Origin of the sequence: Streptomyces sp. QH1-20 (assembly GCF_041283565.1) — a bacterium.
Taxonomy (GTDB): domain Bacteria; phylum Actinomycetota; class Actinomycetes; order Streptomycetales; family Streptomycetaceae; genus Streptomyces; species Streptomyces syringius.
On the sequence record NZ_CP166299.1, the window covers coordinates 5,522,442 to 5,534,903 of the forward strand.

The 12,462-nt window shown below is 72.2% G+C and carries 11 protein-coding genes and 1 tRNA gene; 7 read left to right on the forward strand and 5 right to left on the reverse strand.

All coding sequences use genetic code 11. The annotated features are described in order from the left end of the window. Positions 1-5 precede the first annotated feature (5 nt). From AB8O64_RS25225 to AB8O64_RS25240, 4 genes are all read right to left on the reverse strand, one after another. Positions 6-908 (reverse strand): carbohydrate ABC transporter permease, encoded by a 903-nt coding sequence (locus AB8O64_RS25225; protein ID WP_370421570.1) that lies wholly within the window; start codon positions 906-908, stop codon positions 6-8. Further along, positions 905-2,266, reverse strand: a complete 1,362-nt coding sequence (locus tag AB8O64_RS25230) for an extracellular solute-binding protein (RefSeq protein ID WP_370421571.1) — start codon at positions 2,264-2,266, stop codon at positions 905-907. The genes AB8O64_RS25225 and AB8O64_RS25230 overlap by 4 nt, the downstream gene beginning before the upstream one ends. A 144-nt stretch (positions 2,267-2,410) precedes the next feature. After that, positions 2,411-3,112 (reverse strand): response regulator, encoded by a 702-nt coding sequence (locus tag AB8O64_RS25235; protein ID WP_370421572.1) that lies wholly within the window; start codon positions 3,110-3,112, stop codon positions 2,411-2,413. Continuing rightward, the gene (locus AB8O64_RS25240) at positions 3,109-5,151 is read right to left on the reverse strand and encodes an ATP-binding protein (protein ID WP_370421574.1); all 2,043 of its coding nucleotides are present in this window, start codon (positions 5,149-5,151) and stop codon (positions 3,109-3,111) included. The genes AB8O64_RS25235 and AB8O64_RS25240 overlap by 4 nt, the downstream gene beginning before the upstream one ends. Positions 5,152-5,299: 148 nt before the next feature. Here AB8O64_RS25240 and AB8O64_RS25245 point away from each other — a divergent pair, with 148 nt between their 5' ends. After that, positions 5,300-6,685 (forward strand): cation:dicarboxylate symporter family transporter, encoded by a 1,386-nt coding sequence (locus tag AB8O64_RS25245; protein ID WP_370421575.1) that lies wholly within the window; start codon positions 5,300-5,302, stop codon positions 6,683-6,685. A gap of 60 nt (positions 6,686-6,745) precedes the next feature. Here AB8O64_RS25245 and AB8O64_RS25250 read toward each other — a convergent pair whose 3' ends face one another. Further along, positions 6,746-7,432: a TetR/AcrR family transcriptional regulator gene (locus AB8O64_RS25250; protein ID WP_370421577.1), complete on the reverse strand. Its 687-nt coding sequence runs from the start codon at positions 7,430-7,432 to the stop codon at positions 6,746-6,748. Positions 7,433-7,583: 151 nt separating this feature from the next. Here AB8O64_RS25250 and AB8O64_RS25255 point away from each other — a divergent pair, with 151 nt between their 5' ends. The 6 genes from AB8O64_RS25255 to AB8O64_RS25280 all read left to right on the forward strand — a co-directional run bounded on the left by AB8O64_RS25255 (position 7,584) and on the right by AB8O64_RS25280 (position 12,446). Then, positions 7,584-9,263, forward strand: coding sequence for an MFS transporter (locus tag AB8O64_RS25255; protein ID WP_370421578.1), 1,680 nt, complete (start codon positions 7,584-7,586; stop codon positions 9,261-9,263). Between the two features lie 128 nt (positions 9,264-9,391). Further along, entirely contained in the window at positions 9,392-10,150 is a 759-nt protein-coding gene (locus AB8O64_RS25260) for an SDR family NAD(P)-dependent oxidoreductase (protein WP_370421579.1), read from the forward strand. 26 nt (positions 10,151-10,176) lie between these two features. Beyond that, a complete protein-coding gene (locus tag AB8O64_RS25265; RefSeq protein WP_370423963.1) occupies positions 10,177-10,554 on the forward strand; it encodes a MerR family transcriptional regulator in 378 nt (125 codons plus the stop codon). A gap of 54 nt (positions 10,555-10,608) precedes the next feature. Continuing rightward, positions 10,609-10,682 (forward strand) — tRNA-Met (locus tag AB8O64_RS25270). Between the two features lie 229 nt (positions 10,683-10,911). Continuing rightward, positions 10,912-11,472, forward strand: a complete 561-nt coding sequence (locus AB8O64_RS25275) for an RNA polymerase sigma factor (RefSeq protein ID WP_370421580.1) — start codon at positions 10,912-10,914, stop codon at positions 11,470-11,472. Beyond that, on the forward strand, positions 11,469-12,446 hold the full coding sequence (locus AB8O64_RS25280; protein ID WP_370421581.1) for a hypothetical protein: 978 nt from the start codon (positions 11,469-11,471) through the stop codon (positions 12,444-12,446). Before AB8O64_RS25275 ends, AB8O64_RS25280 begins: the two co-directional genes overlap by 4 nt. Positions 12,447-12,462: the final 16 nt, after the last annotated feature.

Below are 12,462 nucleotides of genomic sequence, written 5' to 3' on the forward strand. Positions count from 1 at the left end.
CCCTGTCACACCTCCTCCCGCATCATGCGCAGGTACACCACCGAGAACACTGCCCCCACGAGCAGAAGCAGCAGCGCCACCGCCGTGCCGTAGCCGATCAGCGACTTCAAAAACGCCTGGTCGTACATGAACACCGGCAGCGTCTGGCTGCGGTTGCCGGGGCCGCCCCGTGTCATGGCCCAGATGAGACCGAAGACCGACAGAGTCTGGAGGGTGTTGAGCATGAGGTTGGTGCCGATCGAGCGCCGGATCATCGGCAGGGTGATGTGCCAGAAGCGGCGCAGGCCGCTCGCGCCGTCCACCTCGGCCGCCTCGGTGACGTCCCGGGGGATCTCGGCGAGGGCGGCGGAGTAGACGAGCATGGAGAAGGCCGTGCCGCGCCAGACGTTGGCGAAGGAGACGGCGAGGATGGGCAGGGTGAACAGCCAGTTCTGGGCGGGCAGATGGAGCCACTCCAGCACGGCGTTCAGCGTGCCGCGCCGGTTGAAGAAGGTGTAGAGCAGGAAGCCCGCCACGATCTCCGGGAGCACCCACGCGGCGATCACGACCGAGCCGGTCAGGGACCGCACGGGCTTCGACGCGCGCCGCATCAGGGCGGCGAGGGCGAAGCCGAGGCTGTTCTGGCCCACGATCGAGGAGAGGACCGTGAAGAGGAGGGTGAGGACGACGGCGTTGCGGAAGCCGTCGTCACCGAACGCACGGCGGAAGTTGGCGAGGCCGACGAAGGACGCCGAGGCCTGGCCGGTCAGCTGGGTGTCGGTGAAGGCGAGGTAGACGCAATAGGCGATCGGCCCGGCGAGGAAGAGCAGCAGCAGGAGCGTCGCCGGGGCCAGCGGCAGCCAGCGGGCGGCCCGGCGGGGTCCGCCGCCCGGGAGCGAGGCGGGCGGTGCGCTCGTCGTGCCCGTCACCGCTCCCCGTCCCGGACGTTGCCGTCACCCGCGATCGACTTCAGCTGCTCGTCATAGCCCCGGGCCGCCTCCGCCGCCGTCGCGTCGCCCGTCGTGACCGACTCCATGGCCTCCCCGATCGCCCCGGACACCTGCGGGTACACGGGCAGGGTGGGGCGGTAGTGGGTGTACTCGACCAGGCCGGTGAAGAAATCGATGCCGGGCATCGACTTCCGGTACCTCGGGTCCGCCGCCACGTCGTCCCGCACGGCGATCTGCCCGTCCCGCACGGTCCACTCCAGCGCGTTCTCCTTCGTCTGCAGCAACTCGACGAGCTGCCACGCCAGGTCCGGCTTCGTGGACTTCGCACCGATCGCCCAGGTCCAGCCGCCGGAGAGACTCACCTTGCCCGGTGCCGCGCCGTCCCGGGTCGGGAAGGCGGCCCGGCCCATCACCTTCGACCACTGCGGCCAGGGCCGGGCGCCCTTGGGAAGCCAGTTCTTGGCGAGCCAGTTGCCGTCGAGGGCGATGGCGAGCTTGCCGCCCGGGATCCACTCGGCAGTGACGCGGGTGCCGACATTGGGATCCAGCGCGTCGGCGGGGTCGGGGCCGAGCTTCTCGCCGTAGACGGTCCGGACGAATTCCAGGGAGTCGGTGAAGCCCTTCCCGCCGGCCACCCACTTCTTCGCCGCCGGGTCGTAGAGGGGGTCCTTCCCCGTGCCGTACAGCAGCATCTCGAAGCCCTGCATGACGGCCGCCTCGCCCGGCCCCTTGCCCGTGTAGATGTTGAAGGGGATGACGCCCGGGACCTTCCGCTTGACCGTGCGGGCCGCGTCCAGGACCTCCTGCCAGTTCTTCGGCTGCCAGTCGGCGGGGAGCCCGGCCTTGGCGAAGATCTCCTTGTTGAACCACAGGCCGCGGGTGTCCGTGCCGTCAGGGACGCCGTAGGTTTTCCCGTCCTCCGCTCTCGCCGAGGCCTTCGCGGTCTCCGCGTACCGCGCCCAGTCCTTCCAGGCCGCCAGCTTGTCGTCCAGGGGCCGTAGATAGCCGCTCTTGATGTCCGAGTTGATGAGGAAGGTGTCCTCGTGCACCACGTCCGGTGCCGTCTTCGGCGACCGCATCATCTGCTGGATCTTGGTGTAGTAGTCGTCCTGCGAAGCCTGGATCGGGACGAGTCGGAGCTTCTTGCCCTTGTGGCGCTGCTCGAACTGCTTCTTGATCATGGCCAGGTACTCGTCCATGATCCGCACCTTGTTGTCGGTGCTGCGCGGATAGGCGACCTTCACGGTGTCGGGGTCGCCGCCGGAGCCCCCGCCACAGGCGGTGAGCGATGCCGCGGCGAGGGCTGTGACCAGGAGCAGAGGGGCGGTGGGACGCACGGGCACGACCTCCTGCAAACCTCGTGGGCTGGCCGGCGGCCGTCCGTGAGCGCTCGGTCCGTTCGATATGGACGGTCGGCGGCCTGATGAAGTCGTACGTTCCCTGGTTGGCGCCGTCGCACGCGTCGGGGCCGGTTACCGTCGCTACCGCCGGCTCAGCCAGCGGTAGCGCAGTTCGGGCCGGCCGATCTGCCCGTACTGCGGGGCGCGGGCGGCCCGGCCGCCGGTGACCAGGTGTTCCAGGTAGCGGCGGGCGGTGATCCGTGAGATCCCGACGGTGGCGGCGGCCGCGCCCGAGGAGACGCCCTCGGGGCCCGCCCCGCGCAGCACTTCGGTGATCGCCTGGAGGGTGTCCAGGCTCAACCCCTTGGGCAGCGCGGCGGGTTGCGGGGCGCGCAGCGCGGCGAGCGCGCGGTCCACCTCGTCCTGACCGCTCGCCTCGCCGACGACGGCACGGAACTCCGCGTAGCGGACGAGCCGGTCGCGGAGGGTGGCGAACGTGAAGGGCTTCAGCACGTACTGGACGACGCCCAGCGAGACGCCCTCCCGGACGACGGCCAGATCGCGCGCCGACGTCACCGCGATGACGTCGGCGGTGTGCCCGGCGCTGCGCAGCGAGCGCACGAGCTGGAGCCCGTGGCCGTCGGGGAGGTACAGATCGAGCAGCAGCAGATCGACGGCCGTCCGCTTGAGGAACTGCGAGGCGTCCGCGCGCGAGTGGACGACACCGGCGACGGTGAAACCGGGTACGCGCCCGACGTAGAGCGCGTGCGCGTCGGCGGCGAGGGGGTCGTCCTCGACGACGAGGACCCGGATGGGGAGTGGGGTCGCCTGCGGCGTGCTCATGGGGTGGCTCCTGGGGTGGATGCGCTCGTGGATGCGCTCGTGGATGCGCTCGCGGTGGCACTCGCGGTGACGAGCAGGGGCAGCCGGACCGTGAACTCGGCGCCCCCGGCGGGGGACTCGCCGACCGTGACCGTGCCGCCGTTGCGCCGGGCGGCCTGCCGGACCAGCGCCAGCCCGAGCCCACGCCCGTGCGGCGCGGGCCCGGCCGACTTGGTCGACCACCCCCGGCGGAACACCTCGTCCACCACCTCCGCCGCCACCCCGGGCCCGGTGTCCCCGACCCGCAACAGCAACTCCCCGCCGTCCGCCCGCACGGTCACGGTGACCTGCGGGCGGCGGTGTGCCGCGTGCGGTGTCGCATGCGCGGGCGCGAGGAGAAGTCCGGTGCCGCGGCCCGCGTGTTGTGCTGCCGCGCCGGGCGCGTGGGCCTCCGGCCGTGGGGGGTGCGGTTGCGTCTGCGGCGGCGCGGTGTGTGTCGTCGGCCGGGATGTCGGTTCGTCCGGCGCGCCCGCCGGGTTCGCCTGCGGCGCTGCCGTGCCGTGGCTTCCCGCCTCCGGCCGAGCCGGGTCGGGCGCGCCCGGCCGGCCGGGCTGGGAGACCGCGGCCTGCTCGGCGGTGGCCGCGCCCGCGCTGGGTGCGGGTTCGGACCCGGCGGCACCGAAGGCCGTCGGTCCGGCTTCGGCCGCAGGCCGGTTCGCTTCCGACGCGGACGCGTCCATGGCGTTGTCGATGAGGTTGCCCAGGATCGTGACCAGGTCGCGGGGCGTGAGGGCGGGCGGGAGGAGGCCGTCGTCTATGCGGGTGTCGGGGGTGAGGAGGAGCTCCACGCCGTGTTCGTTGGCCTGGGCGGCCTTGCCGAGGAGGAGGGCCGCGAGGACCGGTTCGGCGACGGCGGCCATGACCCGGTCGGTGAGGGCCTGCGCGAGTTCGAGTTCCGCCGTCGCGAAGTCGACGGCCTCGTCCGCACGGCCGAGTTCGATCAGCGAGACCACGGCGTGCAGCCGGTTCGCCGCCTCGTGGGACTGGGAGCGCAGCGCTTCCGCGAAGCCGCGCACGGAGTCCAGCTCCCCCGACAGCGCCTGGAGTTCGGTGTGGTCCCGCAGGGTGACGACCGTGCCGCGCCGTTCCCCGCCGGAGACCGGCGAGGTGTTGACGACCACGATCCGGTCGGCGGTCAGATGCACCTCGTCGACGCGCGGTTCGGTGGCCAGCAGGGCCTCGGTCAGGGCCGGCGGCAGACCGAGCGCGTCGACGCGGCGGCCGACGACATCACCGTGCAGACCGAGCAGTTCACGGCCGCCGTCGTTGACGAGGGCCACACACCTCCGCCCGTCGAGCATCAGCAGCCCCTCGCGCACCGCGTGCAGCGCGGCCTGGTGGTAGTCGTGCATCCGGCTCAACTCGGCGGCGTTCATGCCGTGCGTGTGCCGGCGCAGCCGGGCGTTGAGGAGGTACGTGCCGATGCCACCGAGGGTGAGCGCGGCGAGGGCGACGCCGAGCAGCCCGGTGAGCTGCCGGCGCACGTCCGCGCTGATCGAGTCGACCTTGATGCCCGCGCTGACCAGCGCCACGATCCGGCCGTCGGGCTGGTCGGTGTCGCGCACCGGGGCGACTGCCCGTACGGACGGGCCCAGGGTGCCGGTGTAGGTCTCGGAGAAGGTGACGCCGTCGAGCGCGGGGCGGGTGTGGCCGAGGAAGCGCTCACCGATTCGGGTGGAGTCCGGGTGGGTCCAGCGGCTGCCGTCCGGCCGCATGATCGTCACGAAGTCGACGTCCGTGTCGCGGCGCACCTGCTCGGCGTACGGCTGGAGCGTGGACGTGGGGTCCGTCGAACGGATGGATTCGCGTACGGCGGGGGACGCGGCGACGGCGGTCGCCGTCGCCGTCACCTGGCGGCGCGCGGCGGCCTCGGCCTGGGAGCGGTCGGTGAGGTACGCGAAGACCGCGCAGCCGGTCACCACGGCGGCGACCAGCACGATCTGTACCGCGAAGAGCCGGCCGGCCAGGCTGTGGGGGCGACGTATGCGGGGTTTGCGCATGGCGGACAGTCTGCACTGCGGCGGGTTCGTGAACGTAATGCACGTAATCGTGACCACGGTCACAGCGGGGTGCATAGTCGCCGGGACCCCACTCGTCGGGAGGAAGGGGTCACCACCCCCACGAGCCGCGACGACGAGGAGTCCCCCCATGGCAGGCGCAGCGGCGCAGTCACCGCCGACGGACACGGCACGCAGAAAGCCGGACCGGACGCACTATCTCTATCTCGCGGTGATCGCGGCGGTGCTGGCCGGCATCGCGGTGGGCTTCGCGGCCCCGGGGGTGGCCGTCGAGCTGAAGCCGCTCGGCACCGGCTTCGTGAACCTGATCAAGATGATGATCTCCCCGATCATCTTCTGCACGATCGTGCTGGGCGTCGGCTCGGTGCGGAAGGCGGCGAAGGTCGGCGCGGTCGGGGGGCTCGCGCTCGGTTACTTCCTGCTCATGTCCACCGTCGCGCTCGCCATCGGCCTGGTCGTCGGCAATCTCCTGGAGCCGGGCAGCGGGCTGCAGCTGACGGAGTCGCTCCGGCACGCGGGCGAGGCCCAGGCCAAGGGCGCGCACGAGTCGACGGCCGACTTCCTGCTCGGGATCATCCCGACCACCATGGTGTCCGCCTTCACCGGCGGCGAGGTGCTCCAGACCCTGCTGGTAGCGCTGCTGGCGGGCTTCGCGCTGCAGGCCATGGGCCCGGCGGGCGAGCCGGTGCTGCGCGGCATCGGGCACATCCAGCGGCTGGTCTTCCGGATCCTCGCGATGGTCATGTGGGCGGCGCCGGTGGGCGCCTTCGGCGCCATCGCGGCGGTCGTCGGCGCGACCGGCATGGACGCGCTCAAGTCCCTGGCCGTCATCATGATCGGCTTCTACGTCACCTGCGCGCTCTTCGTCTTCCTGGTGCTCGGCGCGATCCTGCGGCTGGTGGCGGGGGTGAACATCTTCGCGCTGCTGAAGTACCTCGGCCGGGAGTTCCTGCTCATCCTCTCCACGTCCTCCTCCGAGTCGGCGCTGCCGCGCCTGATCGCGAAGATGGAGCACCTGGGCGTGAGCAAGCCGGTCGTCGGCATCACCGTGCCGACCGGCTACTCCTTCAACCTCGACGGCACCGCCATCTATCTGACGATGTCCTCGCTGTTCGTGGCCGAGGCGATGGGACAGCCGCTGTCGGTGGGGCAGCAGATCTCGCTGCTCGTCTTCATGATCATCGCGTCGAAGGGTGCGGCGGGCGTGACGGGTGCCGGACTCGCGACGCTCGCGGGCGGTCTGCAGTCGCACCGCCCGGAGCTGGTGGACGGCGTCGGCCTCATCGTCGGCATCGACCGCTTCATGAGCGAGGCGCGCGCCCTGACGAACTTCGCGGGCAATGCGGTCGCCACGGTCCTGGTCGGCACCTGGACCAAGGAGATCGACAAGGAGCGGGTCGGGGAAGTCCTCGCCGGACGGCTGCCGTTCGACGAGACGACGCTGGTGGGCGACGGGCACGGCGGCCCGGAGCTGCCCGAGCAGCGCGACGACGCGAAGGAGCCCGCCGGGGTCTGATCACCGATGTGAGCGCGAGCGCTCACCCCAAGCCGCCGGAGGGCGGGGTGGACCGGAGTCCTACACCCCAATGTCCCCGCTTCCCGGCACCGCAGCGTCCGACGCCCTCGCGTCGGGCGCTGCGGCGTTTTCGGTGTGCGCCGGGCCGTCGTCCGCCAGGATGCGCGCCACCAGCTCGGTGGCCGAGGCGACGGGGACGCCCAGGGTGGCCAGGGCGGTGACCGCGGCGGAGCGGCCCGCGTCCTCGGGGGCCAGCAGGCCCTCGTTGACGGCCTGCATCAGACCGAAGATCACCTGCTCGCGTACATACGCCAGGGCCGTGACCGGCAGCGGCGAGGTGAACTGCCCGGCGTCCAGGCCGCGCTGGAGCACCGTCGCGGTCTCCAGGCGCACCGGCTCCAGGCGCCGGTGGATGCCCTCCACCGTGACGCTGCGCTGGGCCAGCGAGATCAGCAGACGGTAGCCGTCGGCGATCTCCCAGACGGCCAGCACCGACCGGGCCAGCGCCTCGGCCGGGTCGTCCACCCCGTGCAGGGCCGCCGCGTGGGCCGCGCCGACCGTTTCGGCCACGTCGTCGACGAGCGCGACGATCAGCGCGTCGCGGCTGGGGAAGTGTCCGTAGACCGTGCGGCGGACGACGCCTGCCGCGCGCGCGATCTGATCCATGCTCGCGTCCGCGTCGCGCAGCAGCTCGGAGAGCGCGATGTCCATGATGCGGCGGCGATTGGCGTCGGCTCTGCCGGCCATTGGCTCTCTTCTCGATCGGGCGTCCCCCGGACGTCACCGACGAACTCGCGGCGGTCCGCTGGGTTCATTTTGCACACGGCTGGGCAGACGCGTAAATTGCACAGCAGTGTGTAATTGCACAGTAGTGTGCAAGATCTGGAAAGGGGGGCCGATGGGCCTCGTGATGTCGACACCGGTCGACGAGATGGATGGTCCGTACAAGCGACGCTGGCCTGCCCTGGCCGTCCTGTGCCTGAGTCTGCTGATCATCGTCATGGCGAACACGTCGCTGACGGTGGCGGCCCCGGACATGGTCCAGGACCTCGGCCTCGGCAGTTCGGACCTGCAATGGGTGATCGACGGCTACACCGTCCCCTACGCCGCGCTGATGCTGATCCTCGGTGCGATCGGTGACAAGTACAGCCGCCGTGGCGCGCTCGTCCTCGGCCTCTTCGTGTTCGGCGCCGCCTCCGTCGCGGGCTCGCTGGTCGACAGCTCGGGCGCCGTCATCGCCGCCCGCGCCGTGATGGGCGTCGGCGCGGCCATGATCATGCCGGCCACGCTGTCGCTGCTCGCCGCCACGTTCCCGCGCGCCGAGCGGGCCAAGGCGATCACCATCTGGACCGCCACCGCGGGCCTCGCCATCGCCGTCGGCCCGCTGGTCGCCGGTGCGCTGCTGGAGGACCACGGCTGGGCCTCGACGTTCCTGATCAACGTGCCGATCGCCGCCCTCGGCATCGTCGGCGCGCTGCTGCTCGTGCCGCCGTCCAAGGCGGCCGACGTCGACAGGATCGACTACATCGGCGGTCTGCTCTCCGTCATCTGGGTCGGCTCGCTGATCTACATGATCATCGAGGGCCCGCACTTCGGCTGGGGCGCCAAGGCCGTCACCGCCGCCGTGCTCGCCGGCGTCGGCCTGGTCTGCTTCGTCCTCTGGGAGCTGCGCCACCCGCGCCCGATCCTGGACGTCCGCCGTTTCGCGCAGCGCGCTTTCGCGGGCTCCACGCTGGCCGTCGCGCTGTTCTTCCTCGCCGTCTTCGGCGCCTTCTACTACCTCACCCAGCACCTGCAGTTCGTCCTCGGCTACTCGCCGCTGGACACCGGTGTGCGCATGCTGCCGCTGGCCGGAGCCGTCTTCGTGGGCGGCGCGCTGACCGCCTTCCTCACGCCGAAGTTCGGCATGAAGATCACGGTCGCGCTGGGCATGACCGTCGGCACGATCGCGATCGCGCTGCTCACACGCGTCGACGCGGGCTCCACGTACAGCGACTTCCTCGTGCCGCTGATGATCCTGGGCCTGGCCATCGGGCTGTCCCTGTCGCCCTGCACCAACGCCATCATGGGCTCCTTCCCCGAGGACCAGCTCGGCGTCGGCGGCGCGGTCAACAGCACCTCCATCGAGATGGGCGGCTCGCTCGGCATCGCCATCCTCGGCACGGTGCTGGCCAAGACCTACTCCTCCAACCTCGCCGACACCGCCGCGAAGGTGGCGGCCGGCGGCGGCCCGAAGCTCCCGGAGAAGGCCCTGACCGCCGCGCAGGACTCGGTCGGCGCGGGCCTGTACGTCGCCAAGGAGGTCGGCAAGCAGGTCACGGCCGGCGCCACGCCCAAGATGGGCGCCGAGAAGGCGGCCGCGTACGGTGCGCAGCAGGCGCAGTCCGTCGTGGAAGCCGTACACAAGGCGTTCGCGGACTCCGTCGCCCACACCAGCATGATCGGCGCGATCATCCTCGGCGTCGGCACGGTCCTGGTCGTCACCCTGCTCCCGCGCGACGCGGGCAAGTCGACGAAGGCCGCTCCGGCCGAGGCCCCGGCCGCGAAGGACAACGAGCGGGCGGACGAGCGCGTCTGACCCTGCGACAAGGCCGCTGTGCCCCGTGCCCCGGTGGGGTGCGGGGCACAGCGCGTCCACGGCCGAGGTCAGGTGACGACCCCGCTGTTTGACCTTGCCGTTGGCGGCAGGGTTGCACGATCGGCGGCATGAACAGCACCGCATCGCAGAACAGCAGGGTCGTCGCCGTCACCGGAGCCGGCACCGGGATCGGCCGGGCCACCGCCCGCGCCTTCGCCGCCGAGGGCGCCCGCGTGGTCGCGATCGGACGGCGGACCGAACCGCTGCGGGAGACCGCTGCCGGGGACGACCGGATCACGCCGCTCGCCGCCGACATCACCGCCGAGGACGGGCCCGAGCGGATCGCCCGGGCCGTGCTGGAGACCCACGGCCGGCTGGACGTCCTCGTCAACAACGCCGGCATCGTGCGCGGCGGCCCCCTCGGCACGCTGACCCCGGAGACGATCACGGCCCAGCTCGCCACCAACCTCATCGCCCCCGTCCTGCTGACCCAGGCCGCGCTGCCGCTCCTGGAGGCGGCCGGCGGCGTGGTCGTCAACGTGAGCACATCGGTGGGGCAGCGGGCGTGGCCCGGCAGTTCGCTCTACGCCGCGACCAAGACCGCGCTGGAGCTGCTGACCCGCAGCTGGGCGGTCGAGCTGGCACCCCGCGGCATCCGCGTGGCCGCGGTCGCCCCCGGAGCGATCGACACCCCGATCGGCGAACACCAGGGCCTGACGCCGGAGGCGATGGCCGCCGTACGGGAATGGCAGCTGGCCCACACCCCGCTCGGCCGGATCGGCCGGCCCGAGGAGGTGGCCTGGGCCATCACCCAGCTCGCCTCACCGGCCGCGTCGTTCGTCACCGGGGTCGTCCTCCCGGTCGACGGTGGGGCAGTCGTGGCGTGATAGGAGTGGCCCGTGAGGTGGAACGAGTGAGGATCGGCGAGCTGGCCAAGGCGACCGGGACGACGGCCCGTGCGCTGCGGCACTACGAGCAGGCCGGACTGATCTCCTCCGAGCGGGCCGCCAACGACTACCGCGTCTACGACGAACGAGCAGTCGTCCGGGTCCGCAACATCCGCTACTTGCTGGCCGCCGGACTCACCCTCGACGACGTGCGCGTCTTCCTGCCCTGCCTGGACGGCGACGTGACCGCCGCCCCGCCGTCGGACAAGGGCCTGCGCGTCGCGCTGGAACGGCTGGCGGTCCTCAACGAACGGATCGCCGCCCAGACCGAGGCCCGCGACCGGCTGGAAGCCGCGCTCCGGGTCACCACCGGCGGCCTCTCCCATGAGGCAACGGTGTCGTGAGACCGGTACCGATTGGGCCGATCCGGTGTGGTGCCGTACTGTTCAACCTACCGACGCGGGGTGGAGCAGCTCGGTAGCTCGCTGGGCTCATAACCCAGAGGTCGCAGGTTCAAATCCTGTCCCCGCTACAAAAGGTGAAGGCCCGGCAGCCAAGCTGCCGGGCCTTCACTGCGTCCGGGACCGTTCCGTCCCGGCGATTCCCCGCCGATGCCGATGCCGATGCCGATGGCCAAGGGGCGCCCCCTTCGCGCCGGGTGCTCGCCCGCGACCGGCTCCCGGCGCCGCGAACGCTTTTGCGGGGCCGGCACAAGAAGGGGGAGGGGCCGCGGACGGCGTGGCCCGTGGAAGGGGAGGTCCGTGGCGACCGACGAGGAAGTGCTGGCGCGCTCGGGAACCGACGCGTCGGCCTTTGAACCGCTCGTGGAGCGCCATTCGAGGGCGCTGCACGGCTATTTCGCGCGCCGGGCGCCCGGCGCGGCGGACGATCTGCTGGCCGAGGCGTGGCTGCGGGCCTACGCGGGGCGCGGCACCTACGACGCGGCCCGCGGGCCGGTCCGGGCGTGGCTCTTCGGCGTGGCCCGCAATGTGCTGGCCGCGCACTGGCGCGGGCAGGAACGGCCCGCGGCCGCCGCCGCGCTCGTCGGCGAGGCGAGCAGCGACCCATGGCACGCCGTCGACCGGCGGCTGGACGCGGCGGCGGTCGCGCCGCTGATCCGCCGGACCCTGGCCGAGCTGCCGGCCGTGGAGCGGGAACTGCTGCTCCTGATCGCCTGGGAGCAGCTCAGCCCCACCGAGGCCGCGGCCGTCGTCGGCATCCCCGCCGGCACGGCCAGATCCCGGCTGCACCGGGCGCGCACCCGGCTCCGCGCGGCGCTCGGCCCCTCCGCCCCGCTTTCCCTGACAGGAGACCTCGCATGACCGGACAGGACAGGAACACGGACGGCACGGACTTCCTCGATTTCCCCGGTGCCGGGCGGCTGAAGGCCGCGGGCAAGGTCGCGCCGCCCTCGGCGGACGCCGTCGCCGCGGCGCTGGCCGCGGTGCGGTCGGCGGCCGACCGGGCGGAGGGGGACGGGCAGGCCATCGAGCTCGAATGGGAGCCGGTGGCCCCCGTCGTCCCGGTGCATACGTGGCGGCGGCGCCTTCCCGCGCTGGTCTCGGCGGCGGCGGTCGTGGCGATCGCGCTGGGTGTCGCGTTCCAGCCCGGGTCGGGCTCCGGGGACGGGCAGAGCTCCCCGGCGGCGGAGCGGACGGCGGAGCGGACGGGGACGGCACCGTACTGGAAGGTGCGGATCCACCAGTGGAACCGGACCAGCGCCCAGCGGCCGGACGACTCGTACGAGACCGTCTGGCTGAGCCGGAGCGGCACCCGCGGGCAGTTCGGTGACGGTCCGGTCCGGGAGTACACGCCGGTGGAGATGGCGGGGACGGCCTACATGGTCGGCCGCAATCCGATCATGTGGCGCGAGCTCGAGACGCTGCCCACCGACCCGGCGGCGCTGCGGGCCCGGCTCGTCGGGAAGGCCACCGGGGAAGGGGTCGAGGAGGGGCTCTTCGACGGCGTCGAAGAACTGCTCGCCCGGTCACCCGCCGAACCGGAGCTGCGGGCCGCGCTGTTCAAGGTCCTCACCAGGATTCCCGGGGTGCGGGTGACGGAGCGGGTCAAGGACAGCACCGGGCGCGTCGGCACGGCCGTCGACCTGGACGCCGACACCTGGCACCGGCGGCTGATCATCGACACCGAGGCGTTCCACACGCTGGAGGCCGTGGACACGGCGCGGGACGACGGCCTGAAGTGGGGGACGCAGCAGCTCCGGGCCGGGGACCTCCTCCACCGCACCACGTACCTCTCCGTCGGGCCCGTCTGGGAGGCGCCGAAGCCGTCCCGCTGACGGTAGGCCGCTTCGA

Excerpts from the sequence above, each read along its gene's own strand:
- AB8O64_RS25245 (WP_370421575.1), top strand. The coding sequence starts at position 5,300 with ATGGCAGGCGCAGCGGCGCAGTCACCGCCGACGGACACGGCACGCAGA.
- AB8O64_RS25255 (WP_370421578.1), top strand. The coding sequence starts at position 7,584 with ATGGGCCTCGTGATGTCGACACCGGTCGACGAGATGGATGGTCCGTAC.
- AB8O64_RS25240 (WP_370421574.1), bottom strand. The coding sequence starts at position 5,151 with ATGCGCAAACCCCGCATACGTCGCCCCCACAGCCTGGCCGGCCGGCTC.
- AB8O64_RS25250 (WP_370421577.1), bottom strand. The coding sequence starts at position 7,432 with ATGGCCGGCAGAGCCGACGCCAATCGCCGCCGCATCATGGACATCGCG.
- AB8O64_RS25260 (WP_370421579.1), top strand. The coding sequence starts at position 9,392 with ATGAACAGCACCGCATCGCAGAACAGCAGGGTCGTCGCCGTCACCGGA.
- AB8O64_RS25235 (WP_370421572.1), bottom strand. The coding sequence starts at position 3,112 with ATGAGCACGCCGCAGGCGACCCCACTCCCCATCCGGGTCCTCGTCGTC.
- AB8O64_RS25280 (WP_370421581.1), top strand. The coding sequence starts at position 11,469 with ATGACCGGACAGGACAGGAACACGGACGGCACGGACTTCCTCGATTTC.